General features: G+C 65.6%; 12 protein-coding genes. 7 read left to right on the forward strand and 5 right to left on the reverse strand.

Annotated elements, in window-relative coordinates; all coding sequences use genetic code 11:
* Positions 1 to 246 precede the first annotated feature (246 nt).
* The 3 genes from glmU to U0023_RS19550 all read left to right on the forward strand — a co-directional run bounded on the left by glmU (position 247) and on the right by U0023_RS19550 (position 4,130).
* A complete protein-coding gene (gene glmU, locus U0023_RS19540; protein WP_009491627.1) occupies positions 247 to 1,626 on the forward strand; it encodes a bifunctional UDP-N-acetylglucosamine diphosphorylase/glucosamine-1-phosphate N-acetyltransferase GlmU in 1,380 nt (459 codons plus the stop codon).
* A gap of 111 nt (positions 1,627 to 1,737) precedes the next feature.
* Positions 1,738 to 3,564, forward strand: a complete 1,827-nt coding sequence (gene glmS, locus U0023_RS19545) for a glutamine--fructose-6-phosphate transaminase (isomerizing) (RefSeq protein ID WP_009491628.1) — start codon at positions 1,738 to 1,740, stop codon at positions 3,562 to 3,564.
* Positions 3,561 to 4,130 carry a GNAT family N-acetyltransferase gene (locus U0023_RS19550; RefSeq protein ID WP_009491629.1) on the forward strand — a complete coding sequence of 190 codons (570 nt, stop codon included), beginning with the start codon at positions 3,561 to 3,563 and terminating at the stop codon, positions 4,128 to 4,130. The genes glmS and U0023_RS19550 overlap by 4 nt, the downstream gene beginning before the upstream one ends.
* Here the strand turns inward: U0023_RS19550 and recG are convergent.
* The gene (gene recG / locus U0023_RS19555; protein ID WP_009491630.1) at positions 4,082 to 6,199 is read right to left on the reverse strand and encodes an ATP-dependent DNA helicase RecG; all 2,118 of its coding nucleotides are present in this window, start codon (positions 6,197 to 6,199) and stop codon (positions 4,082 to 4,084) included. The two genes, U0023_RS19550 and recG, sit on opposite strands and share 49 nt — an antisense overlap.
* A 195-nt stretch (positions 6,200 to 6,394) precedes the next feature.
* On the opposite strand from recG, the gene U0023_RS19560 reads away from it, so the two are divergent.
* Together U0023_RS19560 and mfd are read left to right on the forward strand one after the other, a co-directional pair.
* Positions 6,395 to 6,691, forward strand: a complete 297-nt coding sequence (locus tag U0023_RS19560; RefSeq protein ID WP_009491631.1) for an FAD assembly factor SdhE — start codon at positions 6,395 to 6,397, stop codon at positions 6,689 to 6,691.
* Positions 6,692 to 6,958: 267 nt separating this feature from the next.
* Positions 6,959 to 10,480 carry a transcription-repair coupling factor gene (gene mfd, locus U0023_RS19565; RefSeq protein WP_009491632.1) on the forward strand — a complete coding sequence of 1,174 codons (3,522 nt, stop codon included), beginning with the start codon at positions 6,959 to 6,961 and terminating at the stop codon, positions 10,478 to 10,480.
* A gap of 173 nt (positions 10,481 to 10,653) precedes the next feature.
* Here mfd and U0023_RS19570 read toward each other — a convergent pair whose 3' ends face one another.
* Positions 10,654 to 10,998, reverse strand: a complete 345-nt coding sequence (locus U0023_RS19570) for a response regulator (RefSeq protein WP_009491633.1) — start codon at positions 10,996 to 10,998, stop codon at positions 10,654 to 10,656.
* Between the two features lie 120 nt (positions 10,999 to 11,118).
* Entirely contained in the window at positions 11,119 to 12,942 is a 1,824-nt protein-coding gene (locus U0023_RS19575; RefSeq protein ID WP_009491642.1) for an ABC transporter substrate-binding protein, read from the reverse strand.
* Positions 12,943 to 13,160: 218 nt separating this feature from the next.
* Here U0023_RS19575 and U0023_RS19580 point away from each other — a divergent pair, with 218 nt between their 5' ends.
* Positions 13,161 to 13,949, forward strand: a complete 789-nt coding sequence (locus U0023_RS19580; protein WP_009491643.1) for an invasion associated locus B family protein — start codon at positions 13,161 to 13,163, stop codon at positions 13,947 to 13,949.
* 72 nt (positions 13,950 to 14,021) lie between these two features.
* Here U0023_RS19580 and hspQ read toward each other — a convergent pair whose 3' ends face one another.
* Positions 14,022 to 14,351, reverse strand: coding sequence for a heat shock protein HspQ (hspQ, locus tag U0023_RS19585; RefSeq protein ID WP_009491644.1), 330 nt, complete (start codon positions 14,349 to 14,351; stop codon positions 14,022 to 14,024).
* A gap of 220 nt (positions 14,352 to 14,571) precedes the next feature.
* Here hspQ and U0023_RS19590 point away from each other — a divergent pair, with 220 nt between their 5' ends.
* A complete protein-coding gene (locus tag U0023_RS19590) occupies positions 14,572 to 15,543 on the forward strand; it encodes an AEC family transporter (protein ID WP_009491645.1) in 972 nt (323 codons plus the stop codon).
* A 170-nt stretch (positions 15,544 to 15,713) separates the two neighbouring features.
* Here the strand turns inward: U0023_RS19590 and U0023_RS19595 are convergent, their stop codons facing one another.
* Positions 15,714 to 16,910, reverse strand: coding sequence for a UbiH/UbiF family hydroxylase (locus U0023_RS19595; protein ID WP_009491646.1), 1,197 nt, complete (start codon positions 16,908 to 16,910; stop codon positions 15,714 to 15,716).
* Positions 16,911 to 16,994: the final 84 nt, after the last annotated feature.

Here is a 16,994-nt window from a genome sequence, read left to right on the forward strand (position 1 = left end):
TAGGCCAGCATGTCGCGCCGGCGAAGATGGAAAGGGGAAGAGCCCCTTGGCGGAACCGGCACAGCAATACTCTTGTATGAACGAGGCTCTTCAGCCAGACAGTTGGAATGCCCTATACATATCGTCAATCGTGAGCATGAAGTAAACGAGGCCGGTGGTGGAAACCGCCTCATTCACTATGAAAAGATTGCCGAAATACCCCTTCTGACTAAGCTCGACGCCAAAGTGTCACCGGATTGAAACTATATGACCTCCTCGACTGACTCCCTCAAGCCAACGTCATCCCGGAGCTGCCTCGCCATCGTTCTGGCCGCAGGCGAAGGGACCCGGATGAAATCCGGGAAGCCCAAGGTTCTTCATCAGGTGGCCAACCGCTCCATGGTCGGGCATGTGCTTGCCACCCTGGCGAAGGCCGGTGCCACGAGCGTGGCGGCTGTCATCGGACCGGATCGGGACGATGTGGCAAGGGAAGTGCAGAAGAACTTTCCCGAGGCACGGATCTTCGTTCAGAAGGACCGGCTCGGCACGGCCCATGCCGTCCTGAGCGCCCGGGAGGCGCTCGACCAGGGGGCCGACGACGTCATCATCGCTTTCGGCGATACGCCGCTCGTTCTCGCCGAAACCTTCGCCAAGCTCCGGGCCCCGCTGGCGCAGGGAGCCGGCGTGGTCGCCATGGGATTTTATGCGAAGGATCCTAACGGTTATGGCCGCTTCATCACGGCGGGCGACCAGCTTCTCGCCATCCGCGAGCATAAAGACGCCAGCGAGAGCGAGCGGGAGATCACGCTCTGCAACGGCGGATTGATGGCCGTCCGGGGTGATCTGGCTCTCGCATTGCTCGACCGCGTGAGGAACGACAACGCCAAGGGCGAGTACTATCTCACGGACATCGTCGAGATCGCCCGCGCCCTCGGACATCGGACAGACATCGTCGTCGTGCCCGAGGACGAGGTGCACGGGGTCAACGACCGGGCGCAGATCGCCGCCGCCGAGCGGATCATCCAGGAACGTCTGCGCCAGGAGGCAATGGCGTCGGGTGTGACCCTCATCGCCCCGGAGACGGTTTTCTTCAGCTATGACACGCAGCTCGGACAGGATGTGGTCGTGGAACCGCACGTGGTCTTCGGCCCCGGCGTGGTGGTCGAGGAAGGTGCCGTGGTGCACAGCTTCAGTCACCTCGAGGGGACGCGGATCGCATCCGGGGCCGGCGTCGGGCCCTTCGCCCGCCTGCGGCCCGGAGCCTCGATCGGTCCCAAGGCGAAGGTCGGCAATTTCGTCGAGATCAAGAACACGGAAGTCGGAGCCGGCGCCAAGGTGAGCCACCTGACCTATCTGGGCGATGCCAGCATCGGAGCCGAGGTGAATATCGGCGCGGGCACGATCACCTGCAACTATGACGGTTTCGGTAAGTACCGGACGGAGGTCGGCGAGGGGGCCTTCGTCGGGTCGAATTCGTCGCTCGTGGCTCCCGTCACCATCGGCAAGGGCGCGTTCGTCGGTTCCGGATCGGTTATTACGGACAATATCCCTGATAACGCCTTGGGTCTCGGCCGAGGCCGGCAGATTGTAAAGGAAGGCTGGGCCCTCGAGTTCAGGGAGAAAGCGCAAGCCGCCAAGAAGAAATAAGGTTCCCTGTCACAATAGGTTACGCAAGTTGATTCCGCTGTAGGACCGAGCCTCTGTAAGGAAAGCTCGCAGCTTAGCGGCTGTCGGATCAGATCGAGGAAGTTTCAAGGCATGTGCGGAATCGTTGGAATTGTCGGAAATACCCCTGTCGCGCCACAGATCGTTGAGGCTCTGAAGCGGCTGGAGTACCGGGGCTACGATTCCGCCGGCGTCGCGACCCTGGAGGGTGGTCGTCTCGACCGCCGGCGAGCCGAAGGCAAGCTGCGCAACCTGGAGACCAAGCTTTCGCAGGCTCCCTTGTCCGGTGTCATCGGCATCGGGCATACGCGCTGGGCCACGCACGGGAAACCCAACGAAACCAATGCCCATCCGCATGCAACCGATAAGCTCGCTGTCGTCCATAACGGCATCATCGAAAACTTCCGGGAGCTGAAGACGGGGCTGGAAGCGAAGGGTGTCCGATTCGAGACGGAAACCGACACCGAAGTGGTGGCGCAACTCGTCACCTATGAGATCCGCCAGGGACGCCTGCCCATCGAGGCCGTTGCCGTGACCTTGCCGCGTCTGCGCGGTGCTTTTGCGCTGGGCTTCCTGTTCTCGGGCGAGGAGGATCTCCTGATCGGCGCTCGCCACGGCGCGCCCCTCGCCATCGGCTACGGCGAGGGCGAGATGTATCTGGGCTCCGACGCCTTGGCTCTGGCGCCGTTCACGGACGAGGTTGTTTATCTGGATGACGGCGACTGGGCCATCCTGACCCGGCGAGGAGCCGATATCAGGGACGAGAGCGGCAAGCCGGTCCACCGGCTCCGTCACAAGATCCCGGCTGGATCCTTCCTGGCTGACAAGGGCAATTACCGCCACTTCATGGCCAAGGAGATTCACGAGCAGGCCGAAGTCGTGGGCCGGACCCTCGCTCACTACGTCAACTTCGCAGCGGAACGCGTTGAGCTTCCTGTCGAATTGCCTTTCGACTTCAAGGATCTGAAACGGATCTCGATCTCCGCCTGCGGAACGGCCTATCTCGCCGGGCTGATCTCTAAATACTGGTTCGAACGCCTGGCTCGGATCCCGGTCGAGATCGATGTCGCGTCCGAATTCCGTTACCGGGAAGCGCCCTTGGAGCCCGGCGGCCTGTCGATCTTCGTGTCCCAGTCGGGCGAAACGGCGGACACGCTGGCTTCGCTTCGCTACGCCACTGCAGAGAAGCAGCATACGCTCTCCGTGGTCAACGTGCCCACCTCCACCATGGCGCGGGAAAGCAATGTCATTGCGCAGACGCTCGCGGGCGTCGAGGTGGGCGTCGCCTCGACCAAGGCCTTCACCTGTCAGCTCACCGTGCTCCTGTCCCTCGCCATCGCGGCCGGCCGGGCGCGGGGGACCCTCAGCGTCGAGGATGAGAAGGAGCTGGTGGACGCCCTCATGGCCGTCCCCGGGCAGATGACCGAGGCGATGAAGCGGGAGCACCAGATCGAGATCCTAGCCCGTGATCTCTCCAAGGCGAAGGATGTGCTCTATCTCGGGCGTGGCACGTCCTATCCGCTCGCCATGGAAGGGGCGCTGAAGCTCAAGGAAATCTCCTATATCCACGCGGAAGGCTACGCGGCCGGCGAACTCAAGCACGGTCCCATCGCGCTCATCGACGAGACGATGCCCGTGATCGTGATCGCCCCGCACGACAACATCTTCGAGAAGACGGTGTCCAACATGCAGGAAGTGGCTGCGCGCGGCGGCCGCATCATCCTCATCACGGATGAGCGTGGGGCGCTGGAAGCCGGTCTCGATACCATGGCGACCATCGTCATGCCGTCCGTGCACCCCATCGTGGCGCCAATCGTGAACGCGGTCCCGATCCAGCTGCTTGCCTATCACACGGCCGTTTTCATGGGGAAGGACGTGGATCAGCCGCGCAACCTCGCGAAATCCGTGACGGTGGAGTGAGCCCTTCAGACTTTGCCATCCGCCTGGCGCGGCCGGACGATCTGGCTCGCCTCGGTCCCGTCGAGCGCTCCGCCGCGTCCGTGTTTCGGGACGTCGGCCTCGCGTGGCTTGCCGACGGGGAGACGATGGATCCCGACGTCCTCGCCGCCTTGTGCCGTAAGGAAACGCTCTGGGTAGCGGCAGACGAGCGCGACGAGCCGGTCGGCTTCCTCGCCGGCCATGCGCTGGATGGTTCGTTCTACATCGCGGAGGTGTCGGTTGCCGCGTCGCACCAGCGCCTGGGGATTGGTAACCGTCTGGTGGAAGCTGCCATAAGCCATGGCAGACGGATGGGATTCGCTGCCGTTACGCTGACGACCTACCGCGACCTGTCGTGGAACGGGCCGTTCTATGCCCGGCTGGGCTTCGTCGAGATCGATACGGATGAGGCCCGACCCGGACACCGCGGGAAGCTGCGCGAGGAGGCGGAGGCCGGGCACGATCCGGCCCGACGCTGCATCATGGCGCTGCGCCTCGATCAGCCCGCCCGCAGCAGCCGGATCGCCGAGTCCCGTTCGAACAGGTAGAGCAGCACCCGCAGGGCCTGTCCCCGTTCGCTGACGAGATCGGGGTCACGGTCGACAATCAGGCGAGCGTCGTCCCGGGCGGCGCCGAGGAGGTCGCCGTCCGTCTCCAGACGGGCGAGCTTGAAGCCGGGGGTGCCGGACTGGCGCGTGCCCAGGACCTCGCCTTCGCCGCGCAGGCGCAGATCCTCCTCGGCAATGCGGAAGCCGTCCTCGGTCTGGCGCATCATCTCGAGCCGCGCTTGGGCGACCTGACCCAGCGGGCCCTTGTAGACCAGGAGGCAGGTGGAGGATTTCGAACCTCGGCCGATGCGGCCGCGCAGCTGATGGAGCTGGGCGAGGCCGAAGCGCTCAGCGTGCTCGATCACCATGATGGTCGCGTTCGGCACGTCGACGCCGACCTCGATCACCGTGGTGGAGACGAGGACCTTGGTCTCGCCGCTGGAGAAGCGCTCCATGGCGGCGTCCTTGTCCTTGCCGGCCATCTTGCCGTGGACGAGGCCGACCTGATCGCCGAAGAAGCTCTTGAGCATCTCGAAGCGCTCCTCGGCGGCCGCGAGATCGATGGATTCGGATTCGCCCACGAGCGGGCAGACCCAATAGACCTGATCGCCGTTGGCGATGGCGCGGCCGATGCCGCCGACGACCTCGTCGAGCCGGTCGATGGAGATGAGCTTCGTGGCGATGGGCTTGCGGCCGGCCGGCTTCTCGGACAGGACCGACACGTCCATGTCGCCGAAATAGGTGAGCGCCAGGGTGCGGGGGATCGGGGTGGCGGTCATGACGAGGATGTCGACCGCCTCGCCCTTGGAGCCGAGCGCGAGGCGCTGGTGCACGCCGAAGCGATGCTGCTCGTCCACCACGGCGACACCGAGATCCTGGAACGCGACGCCCTCCTGAAACAGGGCGTGCGTGCCGACCGCGATCTGGACGCTGCCGTCGGCGAGGCCCGCGAGAATCGTCCGGCGCGCGACGCCTTTCTCCCGCCCGGTGAGCAGCGCGATGGTCAGGCCAGCCTGTTCGGCCATGGGCGCGAGGCGCTCGTAATGCTGACGGGCGAGGATCTCGGTCGGAGCCATCATGGCCGCCTGACGCCCGGCCTCGATGGCGCTCGCCATGGTGAGCAGCCCGACCACGGTCTTGCCCGAACCAACGTCGCCCTGGAGCAGGCGCAGCATCTTCTTGTCGGAGGTCAGGTCGTGGCGGATGTCCACGATGGCCTGGGCCTGGGAGCCGGTCAGCCCGAAGGGCAGGGCGGCCTTCAGCCGCTCGACCAGATGCCCGTCCCCGGCATTCACCCGGCCCGGCAGGCGTCGCATGCGGCTCCTGACGAGGGCGAGCGCCAGCTGCGAGGCCAGCAGCTCGTCATAGGCGAGGCGCCGGCGCGGGGCGGACTTTGCGAGGGCCTCCTCGGAGAGCTGGGAGGCGTTGTCCGGCTTGTGCAAAGCGAAGAGCGCCTGACGGAAATCCGGCAGGGCATTCCGGTCGAGCCATGCGGGATCCTGCCATTCCGGCAGGTGGGGAACCCGGTCCAGGGCAGTCCCGATGTACTTGCCGACCATCCGGGACGAAAGACCCTCGGTCAGGCCGTAGACCGCCTCGACGACGGGAAGGTCGGCGATGCCCTTCTCGTCTAGAATCCGGTCCGGGTGGACCATCTGGCGCCGTCCGTCCCACAGCTCGATCTTTCCCGAGACGTAGCGCCGCTCGCCCACCGGAAGGATCTTCTCGAGCCGCGCCTTCTGGCCGTTGAAGAAGACCAGCGTCACGTCGCCGGTCTCGTCCTCCACAAGGATCCGGTATGGAGCACGGCGGCCGGGCGGCGGCGGCCGGTGCCCCACGACGGTCACGGAGAGGGTCACCGGCTCGCCCACGGGCGCGTCGGCGACCGATCCCTTCATCTCGCGGGAGATGCCGCTGGTCGGCACGTGGAACAGCAGGTCCGCGACGCGCGTCGGCTTGCCCGGCTCTCCGAGGAGACGGTCCAGCAAGGGAGCGATCTTCGGGCCCACGCCGGGCAGGGTGTTGGCGGGGGCGAAGAGCGGATCGAGAATGGAGGGACGCAGGGACATTCAAATGGGTGGCAACGGGAAGGGAGATGGTTATATAGCGGCTAGAGCATCGAACCCAAAAGTGGAATGCACTTTTGGGAGCTATCGAGAGCTCGATCCTTTACGCGGCGCATCGTCGAGTGCGGATCCGGAAGGCCGCACGATGCGCTGGGTCGCCCGAAGGCGACCTCGTCTTTCACCGATCGGAGCAAATCCATGAGCGGAACCACACGCAGCAGCGCCGGCCTCGACACCCGCCGCAGGCAGATCCTGTATCGCTCCTGGCATCGGGGCATGCGGGAGATGGACCTGATCATGGGCCGTTTCGCCGATGCGGAGATCGGGGAGCTTTCCGAGGAGGATCTCGACGAGTTCGAGCGCCTGATCGAGGTGACCGACCGCGATCTCCTCGGCTGGATCACGGGCGAGATCGAGACGCCCTCCAATTTCGACACGCCCCTGTTCAAGCGGCTGAAGGCATTCCACACCCACACCTCGCCGATTCACAGCTGATACCGCCTTGTCCTCCCCGGCGCACGAATTGCGGGAAGGGGATCCATGGCGCTGCGCTTGACCGTGGATTCCCTTTCCCACCGCTGCGCTCCGGCTGGGAATGACACCGTGGGAGCCTTTCTATCAGGATCACCGGCACAATTCCGATGGCGACCCGGAAGGGATGACAGGAAGCCCGGCATGGGACTAAACCTCGTCGCTCCTTCAATTCGACGAACCGCGCCGATCGGCCCGCGTTCTTCTTGATCTCTGAACCGATACCTCATCATGAAGCCAGCCCTGACCCGTGCTCTCGACGCCCTGAAGAAGGGGCAAAGCCTGACGCTGTCCAGCGTGCCGGACGGCTTCGACGCGCTTGCCGTCGCCGATCTCGCGCGCGGCCTGTCGGGGCAGGTGGAGGGGCCGGCGGTCCTGGTCCATGTGGCCCGGGACGGGCAGAGGCAGCAGAACTTCGCCAACAGCCTCGCCTTCATCGCCCCGGAGGTCGAGATCCTGACCTTCCCGGCCTGGGACTGCCAGCCCTATGACCGGGTGTCGCCCAATGCGGCGATCACGGCGCAGCGGATGACGACCCTCGCCCGCCTTGCCCGCTCGAAAACCTCCGAGGACAAGCCGCGCATCCTCTCGACCACGGTGAATGCCCTGGTGCAGCGCGTGCCTCCGAAGGCACGCATTGCGGCCGAGACCTTCTCGGCAGCGCCCGGCAACGTGGTCGACACGACGCAGCTCATCAACTGGCTCGAGTCGAATGGCTTCCTGCGCACCGGCACCGTGCGCGACACGGGTGAATACGCGGTCCGGGGCGGCATCATCGATCTCTTCCCGGCCGGGCTTCCCAATCCGGTGCGCCTGGACTTCTTCGGCGACGCCCTGGAATCGATCCGCGCCTTCGACCCGGAGACCCAGCGCACGGTCGGCACCCTGCGGGCCCTCGATCTCGTGCCCATGAGCGAGGTTCAGCTCACCACCGAGAGCATCAAGCGATTCCGGCAATCCTATGTGGCGGCCTTCGGCGCGCCGACCCGGGACGACCGGCTCTACGAGGCGATCAGCGAAGGACGGCGCTATCCGGGCCTCGAGCATTGGATGCCCCTGTTCCACGACCACCTCGACACCCTGTTCGACTACCTGCCGGGCATCCCGGTGGTGTTCGACACCCTGGCCGACGATGCCGCCGCCGAGCGCCTGGCCCAGGTGAAGGATTATTACGACGCCCGCCGCGAAACCATGGGGCAGAACCAGCCCGGCGTCGCGCCCTATCGCCCGCTGCCGCCGGACGCGCTGTACTTCAAGCCGGAGGAATGGTCCGAGCGCACCGCCAAGCTGCCGCTCGCCCGGCTGACGCCCTTCGCCATGCCCGAATCGTCCGGTCGCCTCGTGATCGATTGCGAGGCCCGGCAGGGCCGCAACTTCATCGCCGAGCGCGCGGACGAGAACGCGAACGTGTTCGAGGCCGTGGTGCGGCACATCCGCGAGCTGCAGTCGGCCAAGAAGCGGGTCATGCTCGGCGCGTGGACCGAGGGCTCCCGCGAGCGCCTCTGCCACGTGCTTCAGGACCACGACCTGCGGCAGACGAAGCCCATTTCCCGGTTCTCCGACGCGATGGCCTATCCGCGCAACGAGATCCCGGTTGGCATCTGGCCGCTCGAATCGGGCTTCGAGACGTCGGACCTCGCGGTCATCAGCGAGCAGGACATCCTCGGCGACCGACTCGTGCGCCAGAAACGCAAGTCGAAGCGGCCGCAGGACTTCCTGACCGAAGTGGCGGCGCTCACGCCGGGCGACCTCGTGGTCCACGTGGATCACGGCATCGGGCGCTTCGAGGGCCTGAAGACCATCGAGGCGGCGGGAGCCCCGCATGATTGCCTCGAACTGCATTATGCCGGCGGCGACCGCCTGTTCCTGCCGGTGGAGAACATCGAGCTTCTGACCCGCTACGGGTCGGAGGAGACGGAAGTTCAACTCGACAAGCTCGGCGGCGGGGCCTGGCAGGCCCGCAAGGCGCGCATGAAGCAGCGCATCCGCGAGATGGCGGGCGCACTCATGAAGATCGCCGCCGCGCGCATCCTGAAGGAGGCCCCGCGCCTGACGCCGCCAGAAGGACTCTACGACGAATTCGCGGCCCGCTTCCCCTACGACGAGACCGAGGACCAGCTCAACGCCATCGAGGCGGTGCTGGACGATATGGCGTCTGGCCGCCCGATGGATCGCCTCGTCTGCGGCGACGTGGGCTTCGGCAAGACGGAGGTCGCGCTGCGCGCCGCCTTCGTGGCCGCGATGAGCGGCAAGCAGGTGGCCGTGGTGGTGCCGACGACGCTGCTCGCCCGCCAGCATTACCGCACCTTCTGCGACCGCTTCCGCGGCCTTCCGCTCAACGTGGCACAGGCCTCGCGCTTCGTGCCGGCCGCCGAGATGAAGAAGACGAAGGAGGGTCTGACCGACGGGTCGGTCGACATCGTCATCGGCACCCATACGGTGCTGGGCAAGACCATCAAGTTCAAGGATCTCGGCCTCATCATCGTCGACGAGGAGCAGCATTTCGGCGTTTCGCACAAGGAGCGCCTGAAGGAGCTGCGCGCCGAGGTGCACGTGCTGACCCTCTCGGCCACCCCGATCCCGCGCACCCTGCAGCTGGCGCTGACCGGCGTGCGCGAGCTGTCGCTGATCACGACGCCGCCCGTGGACCGCCTCGCGGTGCGCACCTTCATCACGCCGTTCGATCCGCTCCTGATCCGCGAGGCGCTGCTGCGCGAGCGTTACCGCGGCGGGCAGGCCTTCTACGTGGTGCCGCGCCTGGACGATCTCGGAGACGTGAAGGCCTTCCTGGACAAGGAGGTGCCGGAGGCGAAGGTGGCGGTGGCGCACGGCCAGATGGCGGCGGGCCAGCTCGAGGACGTCATGACGGCCTTCTACGAGGGCAAGTACGACATCCTGCTCTCCACCACCATCGTGGAATCGGGTCTCGACATTCCGACCGCCAACACGCTCATCGTCCATCGGGCCGACATGTTCGGCCTGTCGCAGCTCTATCAGCTGCGCGGCCGCGTCGGGCGCTCCAAGACCCGCGCCTATGCGCTGTTTTCCGTGCCGGCGAACAAGACCCTGACGGTCCAGGCCGAGCGGCGCCTGAAGGTGCTCCAGACCCTCGATACCCTGGGCGCGGGCTTCCAGCTCGCTTCCCACGACCTCGACATCCGAGGCGCGGGCAACCTGCTCGGCGAGGAGCAGTCCGGCCACATCAAGGAAGTCGGCTACGAGCTCTACCAGCAGATGCTGGAGGAGGCGGTGGCGCAACTGAAGGCCGGCATCGAGGAACCGGCGGAGGATCAATGGTCGCCCACCATCGCGGTTGGCGCACCGGTCATGATTCCGGAGAGCTACATCGCCGACCTGCAATTGCGGCTCGGGCTCTACCGCCGGCTCTCGACTTTCGAGACCGACCAGGAGATCGACGCCTTCCGGGCGGAGCTTGTGGACAGGTTCGGGCCGGTGCCGTCCGAGGTCGATCAGCTTCTCAAGATCATGGCGATCAAGGTGCTCTGCCGCCGTGCCAATGTGGAGAAGGTGGACGGCGGCCCGAAGGGCATCATCATTTCCTTCCGCGACAATTCCTTTGCCAACCCGACCGGGCTCATCTCCTATGTCACCGAGCAGGCATCCTTCGCGAAGGTGCGTCCCGACATGAAGATCGTGTTCGTCCGCGACACCGAGACCCCGGATGAGCGCATCAAGGCGGCGACCACGATCCTGCGCAGCCTCGTGCGCATCGCGGAGAAGAAGGCGGCGTAGGGGGCATCGCGTTGTTCCGAGCTCGCCTGCGGCGTCCCAGAATGACACCCTCTCACGTCATCACCGGCCTCGTGCCGGTGATCCCGCTGCCGTGGAGCGTAGCGCTTTTCCAATCGGGATGGCCGGCACAAGGCCGGCCACGACAAGAGAGTAGAATGCTATGAGACGGAAACTCAAATATCCTGCGCCGCGACAGCGTGCATGCTGAGCTGGTTCTGGAGCATCGTGACGGCGCCGCTCACGCCGCCCGTGAGGATCACGGGAGTGCCGCTCTCGGCCAGGTTCTTGCGCAGGCGGTTGGCGAGTTCCAGGAAGCGCCGGCGCTCTGCCCAGCCGGCCCGACGGGGCATCTGCAGCACCACGGCGGCCGGGCTCGGGATCAGGGCCAGAACATCGTCGGCGGCCTCGAAGGGGGTCGTGACGCTCGCATATCCCATGCCGGCCAGTTCCATCGACAGAGCACTGTCGGGATCACGGTCGCCGTCATCGACGACGAGAACCTTCGGCATTGCGTTCATGACGATACCCTGCAGTTGGACGCGACGGATGAGACAGGAGGTGTTCACCCAACGTCGAAGCAGAGCATTTGTTTCATCATCTACATGAATGGAAGCTCAACGATAGGCCGCATGTCCCGTTCATCGGGACGCATCCGGCTGCCACCACCAGGTATCGATATTCGTTCCCATGAGCGGCGTCCTGTCGGGGCGCCGCAGGCCGCTCTTGTAGGCAAGCCACTGATCTTTCACGTAAAACAGCGGAACGACATAGAATCCCGACAGAAGGGTGCGGTCGAGCGCCCGCACGGATGAGACGAAATCCTCCCGGGTCTTGGCTTCCAGCAGGCTGTCGATCAGGCGGTCGACCGCCGGGGACGCGACACCTGCGTGATTCTGGGATCCGCCCCTCTGCGCCGCCGCCGAGCCCCAGCGATTGCGCTGCTCGTTGCCCGGGGAGGGCGTTCCGGGCCAGAGCCATTGGACCATGTCGAAGTCGAACCGTGCGAGGCGGCGCCAGTACTGTACGTCGTCGACGAGGCGCACCCGGGCCTGGACGCCGATCCGGCTCAGCGATTGCGAGAAGTTGAGGGCGAGCCGCTCCTGCGAGCGCGAATTCACCAGCATCTCGAAGGCGAAGGGCTCACCCGTGTCCTTCCTCCGCAGGACATCGTTCTCGAGCACCCATCCGGCATCGGCCAGAAGCGCGAGGGCCCGCCGCGCCATCTCCCGGTCGCGGCCCGAGCCGTCGCCGGCGGGCGGCACCCATCGGCCTTCGAGGACATCCTCGCGCACGGCACCGGGAAAACCCGCCAGCAGGGCGCGTTCCCGCTCGTCGGCGGGCCGGCCCGTGGCGGCGAGGTCGGAACCGGCGAAATAGCTGTCGGACCGGGTGAGCTGGCCGAAATAGAGGTTGCGGTTCACCCAGTCGAAGTCGAACAGGTAGCCCAGGGCCTCGCGGACCCGGACATCGGCGAAGAGGGGCTTGCGGGTATTGAAAACGAATCCGTTCATGCCCTTGGGGAGCCGGGTCGTCAGGGTCTCGCGGACGATACGGCCGTCCCGGATGGCGGGTATGTCGTAGCCCGTGGCCCATTGACCCGGATCGCCCTCGATCCGGAAATCGTAGAGACCCGCCTTGAAGGCCTCGAATAGGGTGTTGGCGTCGCGGTAGAAATCGTACCGGATCTCGTCGAAGTTGTAGAGACCCCGGGTGACGGGCAGATCCTCGCCCCAGTAATCCTTGCGGCGGGTCAGCACGACGCGCTCCCCGGGCCTCACTTCCGTCAAGGCATAGGGGCCGGACCCGATGGGAGGCGTCAGCGAGGTCCGGTCGAAGGTCTCCAGGTTCGTCGCATGGGCCGGGAAGATCGGCATCGTCATGCCGATGAGCAGCGGCAGCTCCCGGTCGTTGGAGCCGGACAGGTCGAACCGGATGCGGTGCGGGTCCAGGATCTCGACAGCCTTCACCTGGCTGAAGCTGGAGCGGTGGAACGGCTTGCCGTATTTCTTCAACGCCTCGAACGAGAAGCGCACATCCTCCGCCGTCAGGGGATGGCCGTCGGAGAAGCGGGCCCTTGGATCGAGGTTGAAGGTGACGGAGCTCCGGTCGTCCGGCATCTCGACCGTGCGGGCGACGAGGCCGTAGATCGTGAACGGCTCGTCGGTCGAGCGCATCATCAGGCTCTGGAGCACATAGCGCGGCACCACGTCCGGCGCGACGCCGAGAACGATCAACGGATTGAGGCTGTCGAAGGTGCCCTGGAGGGCCAGCGTGATTCGGCCGCCCCTTGGTGCCTTCGGGTTGGCATAGGGCAGGTGCTCGAAATCCGGCGCCAGGCCAGGCTCCCCGTGCATCGCGATGCCATGCCGCACGACCTCCTGCGCGAACCCGGCTGCAGGGTCCGAGGCAGGAACGAGAAAAGCGGCGGCGATCAGCAGATTCCGTATAAGGCTGAGGCCCATGACGCTCCCGGTGCAAGACGGCGATCAACCTGAGCAATGTTGTACAGAAATTTGCCCGAGGTGACTGGAAACGTATCACATGAAAGGTTAAAGGAGCCCCACACGTCTTGTCTTCGCCACATTCGGCAAGGATTTGGACCCCGTCATTGCAGGTTAAGAACACGCCGGATAAACGGCCTATTCGAAAGCCGACCTTTCGACTGAAGAGGATCACAAACATGTCTTTCGCGACACGCTTCGCGAGCCTGGGGGGGACCCGTGGCCTGGCAACCGCCTTGGCTCTTCTGGTGAGCGCACCCGTTCTGGCTCAGACTGCCCCGGCGCCGAAGCCCGCCGCTCCGGCGACCCGTCCGGCCGCTCCGGCCCAGCAGCCCGCCCAGGGCGGCGCCCAGCAGCAGAATGCCGGCCCGACGGTCGTGCAGGTGAAGGCCGAGCCGTCCCAGCCGGAATGGACCAAGGTCTGCGGCAAGGACCAGAACACCAACACCGAGATCTGCTACACGACCCGCGACTTCGTGTCGGACCAGGGCCAGCCGGTTCTCGCTCTCGCCGTCTATGACGTGAAGGGCCAGCAGCCGCAGAAGGTCGTCCGCTTCGTAATGCCGCTCGGCCTGCTCCTGCAGCCCGGCCTGCGTTTCGCCGTCGACCAGGGCCAGGCGATCGCTGGCCGCTACGTCATGTGCCTGCCCAACGGCTGCTTCGCCGAGGCTCAGGTGAAGGACGACTTCATCGCTGCCATCAAGAAGGGCACCAACCTGAACGTCAGCGTCCAGAACCAGATGGGACGCGAGCTGACCTTCGCGGTTCCGGCGGCTGGCTTCGGCAAGGCCTTCGATGGCCCGCCGATCGACCCGAAGGTGCTCGAGGAGCAGCAGAAGAAGCTCCAGGAAGAGCTGCAGAAGAAGAGCGAGGAGATGCGCCAGCGCATGCTCCAGAGCCAGGGTCAGGGCGGCGCGGCCGCTCCCGGAGCCGCTGCTCCGGCCGCTCCGGCTGCTCCCAAGCCGTAAGGCTCAAGAACTCAGAACAAAGAAAACGCCGGGCCAAAAGCCCGGCGTTCTCTTTTGCCTCGATAAGGTATTTCAGTGCGCCAGAATCGGCTTAGCCTTGTAGCTGCCGTTCTTGTCCAGGGTGAACATCTCGGCAATCATCGGATTGCGCAGAGGCTCATCGGAAAGGTCGGGCAGGAGGTTCTGCTCGGAAACGTAGGCGATGTACTCGGTTTCCGCGTTCTCGGCGAAGAGATGGTAGAACGGCTGGTCCTTGCGGGGCCGGACGTCTTCGGGGATCGACAGCCACCATTCCTCGGTGTTGTCGAATTCCGGGTCGACGTCGAAGATGAGCCCCCTGAAATCGAAGACCCGATGCCGAACCACTTGGCCGATCGCGAATTTTGCTGAACTCGCTTTCATGGTCTTAACTCCTTGATCTTCATATAGAGATCTTGGACGGATTCTCCAAATCGGCCGCCTGTCACAATCGAGAGAGCGGAGACGTCCCCGGCCGGAGCCTTGCGTTTCGGGACTGGCGCCCTCGCGAAAGGTAGGATTGTGGCAGGATGGGAACCTTGTCAGAAGGGGCCTTAGCGCCCGCCTGCCGTTCCTTCCTCCCGCTGTCCATTCGGAGCCGCCGATGTCCGACCTGATCGGGCTGTTCAATCTTCTTGCCCCGTTCTTCGGCCTCATCGGGCTCGGCTTCTTCTGCGGCAGGGTCGTGAAGCAGCCCGAGGCGGGCCTCGCCTGGATGCAGTTCTTCCTCATCTACGTTGCGCTGCCCTGCCTGTTCTACCGGCTGATCGCCGACAAGCCCCTGGACGAGCTGGCCAACTGGCCGTTCATCGCGGCCACGACCGTCTCGACCGCCTGCGCGTTCCTGCTCTCGTTCGCGACAGGCTGGCGCTATACGAAGGACCTGCCGCAATCGGTCATGCAGGGCGTGGCCGGGTCCTATTCCAATATCGGCTATATGGGGCCGCCGCTGATCCTCGCGGCCATCGGCGCCCCGGCGAGCGCTCCGGTGGTCCTGATCTTCGTCTTCGACAACCTTTTCCTGTTCTCCGTGGTCCCGCTGCTGATGTCCATGGCGGGCCTCGACAAGCTCAGCCTGCCGGCGACGATCCGGCGGATCGTCTGGCGCGTGGTAACCCATCCCTTCAACGTCGCAACCGCGGTCGGCATCGCCGCAAGCTACCTGCACGTCCAGCTGCCCGGCCCCGCCGAGCAGATCGTCTCGTGGCTGTCCGGAGCGGCGGCGCCGTGTGCCCTGTTCATCCTCGGCGTGACGGTGGCCCTGCGTCCCCTGCGGCAGATGCCGGGCGAGGTTCCGGCCCTGGTCTTCATCAAGCTGATCCTCCACCCGCTCCTGGTCTGGGTGGTGCTCTCCGCCGTGGGCGATTTCGGCCCGGCCTGGACATACGCCGCCATGATCATGGCGGCGCTCCCGCCCGCCCTGAACATCTTCGTGATCTCGACCCAGTACAACGTGGGCGTGGAGCGCGCCTCGGCCTGCGTCCTCGTCGGAACCCTGGTGTCGATGGTCACCCTGACCGGCGTGCTCTACCTCACCACGAAGACGGGGGCTCTGCCTTACGACCTGTTTCCGTGAGCGGGCTCCACCACGTCGTCGCCTCCCGACCTGACGGGTCAGTGTCATCCCCGGCGAGCGAAGCGAGGGAAGGGGATCCACGATCAGGTGAGCCGCCATGGATTCGCTTCCCCTCCACCACGTTCCGGCCGGGAATGACAATCGATAGGCCGGTCCGCTTCAACCCGGCCCTATCCCTGCATCAGCCGGGGCACCCCCACGCGTGGGAGGACGCCCTCGCGCATGACGATCCGGCGCAAGGGACCGATGTTGCTCAGGGCCAGGAGCCCGGCGCCGCGCAGGAAATCGGTCGGGATCATGCCCGTGAGGAGCGTCCTGTTGAGGCCGTCCACGGCGGCCGTGCGCAGCCGGACGTCGAGATCGCGGCTGCGCTGGTAACCTGTCAGGGTCTCGTCCGACCCGGCGGAGTGGCCCGCGTCGTGGCCGTCGACAACCGCGTCCCTGAGCGAGGCGACATCCCGGAAGCCGAGATTGAGGCCCTGGGCGCCGATAGGCGGGAACACGTGGGCGGCTTCGCCCACGAGGGCGAGATGGCGCGACCAGTAGCGGTTGACCGAGAGGCCGCTCATGGGCACGAGCCCCCGCGGGCCGTCGATGCGCATGGCGCCGAGATGCGACTGCGCCTGTCGCTCGATGGCGAGGGCTAGGGCCGCATCGTCCAAGCTGGAGAGGCGCTCCGCCTCCTCCTTGCTGGTGACCCAGACGAGGCTCGAACGGCGGCCGGGCAGGGGCACCAGGGTGAAGGGACCGTGACGGGTGTGGAATTCCGTGGACGTGTCGCGATGCTCCCGGTCGTGCGCCAGGATGACCGTCACGGCGGATTGCGGATAGGACCAGGTCTTCGCGTCGATCCCGGCAATCTGGCGCAGCTTCGAGTTCCGCCCGTCGGCCGCGACCACGAGGCCGGCGCGGATGGTCGTGCCGCCGGCCAGGGTGAGGGCTGCGCCCTGCTCGTCCGTCGTGAAACCCGTGGCGAATTCCGGAACGAGGGTCAGGTGCTCGGCATGCCCGGCGGCCTCGGCCAGGGTCTCGACGAGGGCGACGTTCTCGATGTTCCAGCCGAAGGCGTCGAGGCCGATCTCTCCGGCCCGGAACGACGCCGGAGGCGGGCGAAACAGGCTGCCCGTGTCGTCGATGATGCGCATGATTTCCAGCGGCGACGCTACGGAAGCGACCGCCGGCCATACGCCGAGGGCTTCCAGGAAGCGAACCGAGCCGTTGAGCAGGGCGACGGTGCGCCCGTCCCGGCGTACGTCGAGGCCGCCGATGAGAACGGTCTCGTATCCGTCACGAGCGAAGGCCAGTGCAGCGCTCAGGCCCACGGCTCCGGCGCCGACCACTGCAATGTCATAGGTGTTCTCGGTCACGGGCTCTCTCGCATCAGAGGCGTTTTCACTTTCGCGGAAACATCTCTCTTCCTTGTTATGCCGCATTTTCAAACGGCGAACCGG

Source organism: Microvirga lotononidis, from assembly GCF_034627025.1.
GTDB lineage: Bacteria > Pseudomonadota > Alphaproteobacteria > Rhizobiales > Beijerinckiaceae > Microvirga > Microvirga lotononidis.

Excerpts from the sequence above, each read along its gene's own strand:
- glmU (WP_009491627.1), top strand. The coding sequence starts at position 247 with ATGACCTCCTCGACTGACTCCCTCAAGCCAACGTCATCCCGGAGCTGC.
- glmS (WP_009491628.1), top strand. The coding sequence starts at position 1,738 with ATGTGCGGAATCGTTGGAATTGTCGGAAATACCCCTGTCGCGCCACAG.
- U0023_RS19580 (WP_009491643.1), top strand. The coding sequence starts at position 13,161 with ATGTCTTTCGCGACACGCTTCGCGAGCCTGGGGGGGACCCGTGGCCTG.
- U0023_RS19560 (WP_009491631.1), top strand. The coding sequence starts at position 6,395 with ATGAGCGGAACCACACGCAGCAGCGCCGGCCTCGACACCCGCCGCAGG.
- recG (WP_009491630.1), bottom strand. The coding sequence starts at position 6,199 with ATGTCCCTGCGTCCCTCCATTCTCGATCCGCTCTTCGCCCCCGCCAAC.
- U0023_RS19575 (WP_009491642.1), bottom strand. The coding sequence starts at position 12,942 with ATGGGCCTCAGCCTTATACGGAATCTGCTGATCGCCGCCGCTTTTCTC.
- mfd (WP_009491632.1), top strand. The coding sequence starts at position 6,959 with ATGAAGCCAGCCCTGACCCGTGCTCTCGACGCCCTGAAGAAGGGGCAA.
- U0023_RS19570 (WP_009491633.1), bottom strand. The coding sequence starts at position 10,998 with ATGAACGCAATGCCGAAGGTTCTCGTCGTCGATGACGGCGACCGTGAT.
- hspQ (WP_009491644.1), bottom strand. The coding sequence starts at position 14,351 with ATGAAAGCGAGTTCAGCAAAATTCGCGATCGGCCAAGTGGTTCGGCAT.
- U0023_RS19590 (WP_009491645.1), top strand. The coding sequence starts at position 14,572 with ATGTCCGACCTGATCGGGCTGTTCAATCTTCTTGCCCCGTTCTTCGGC.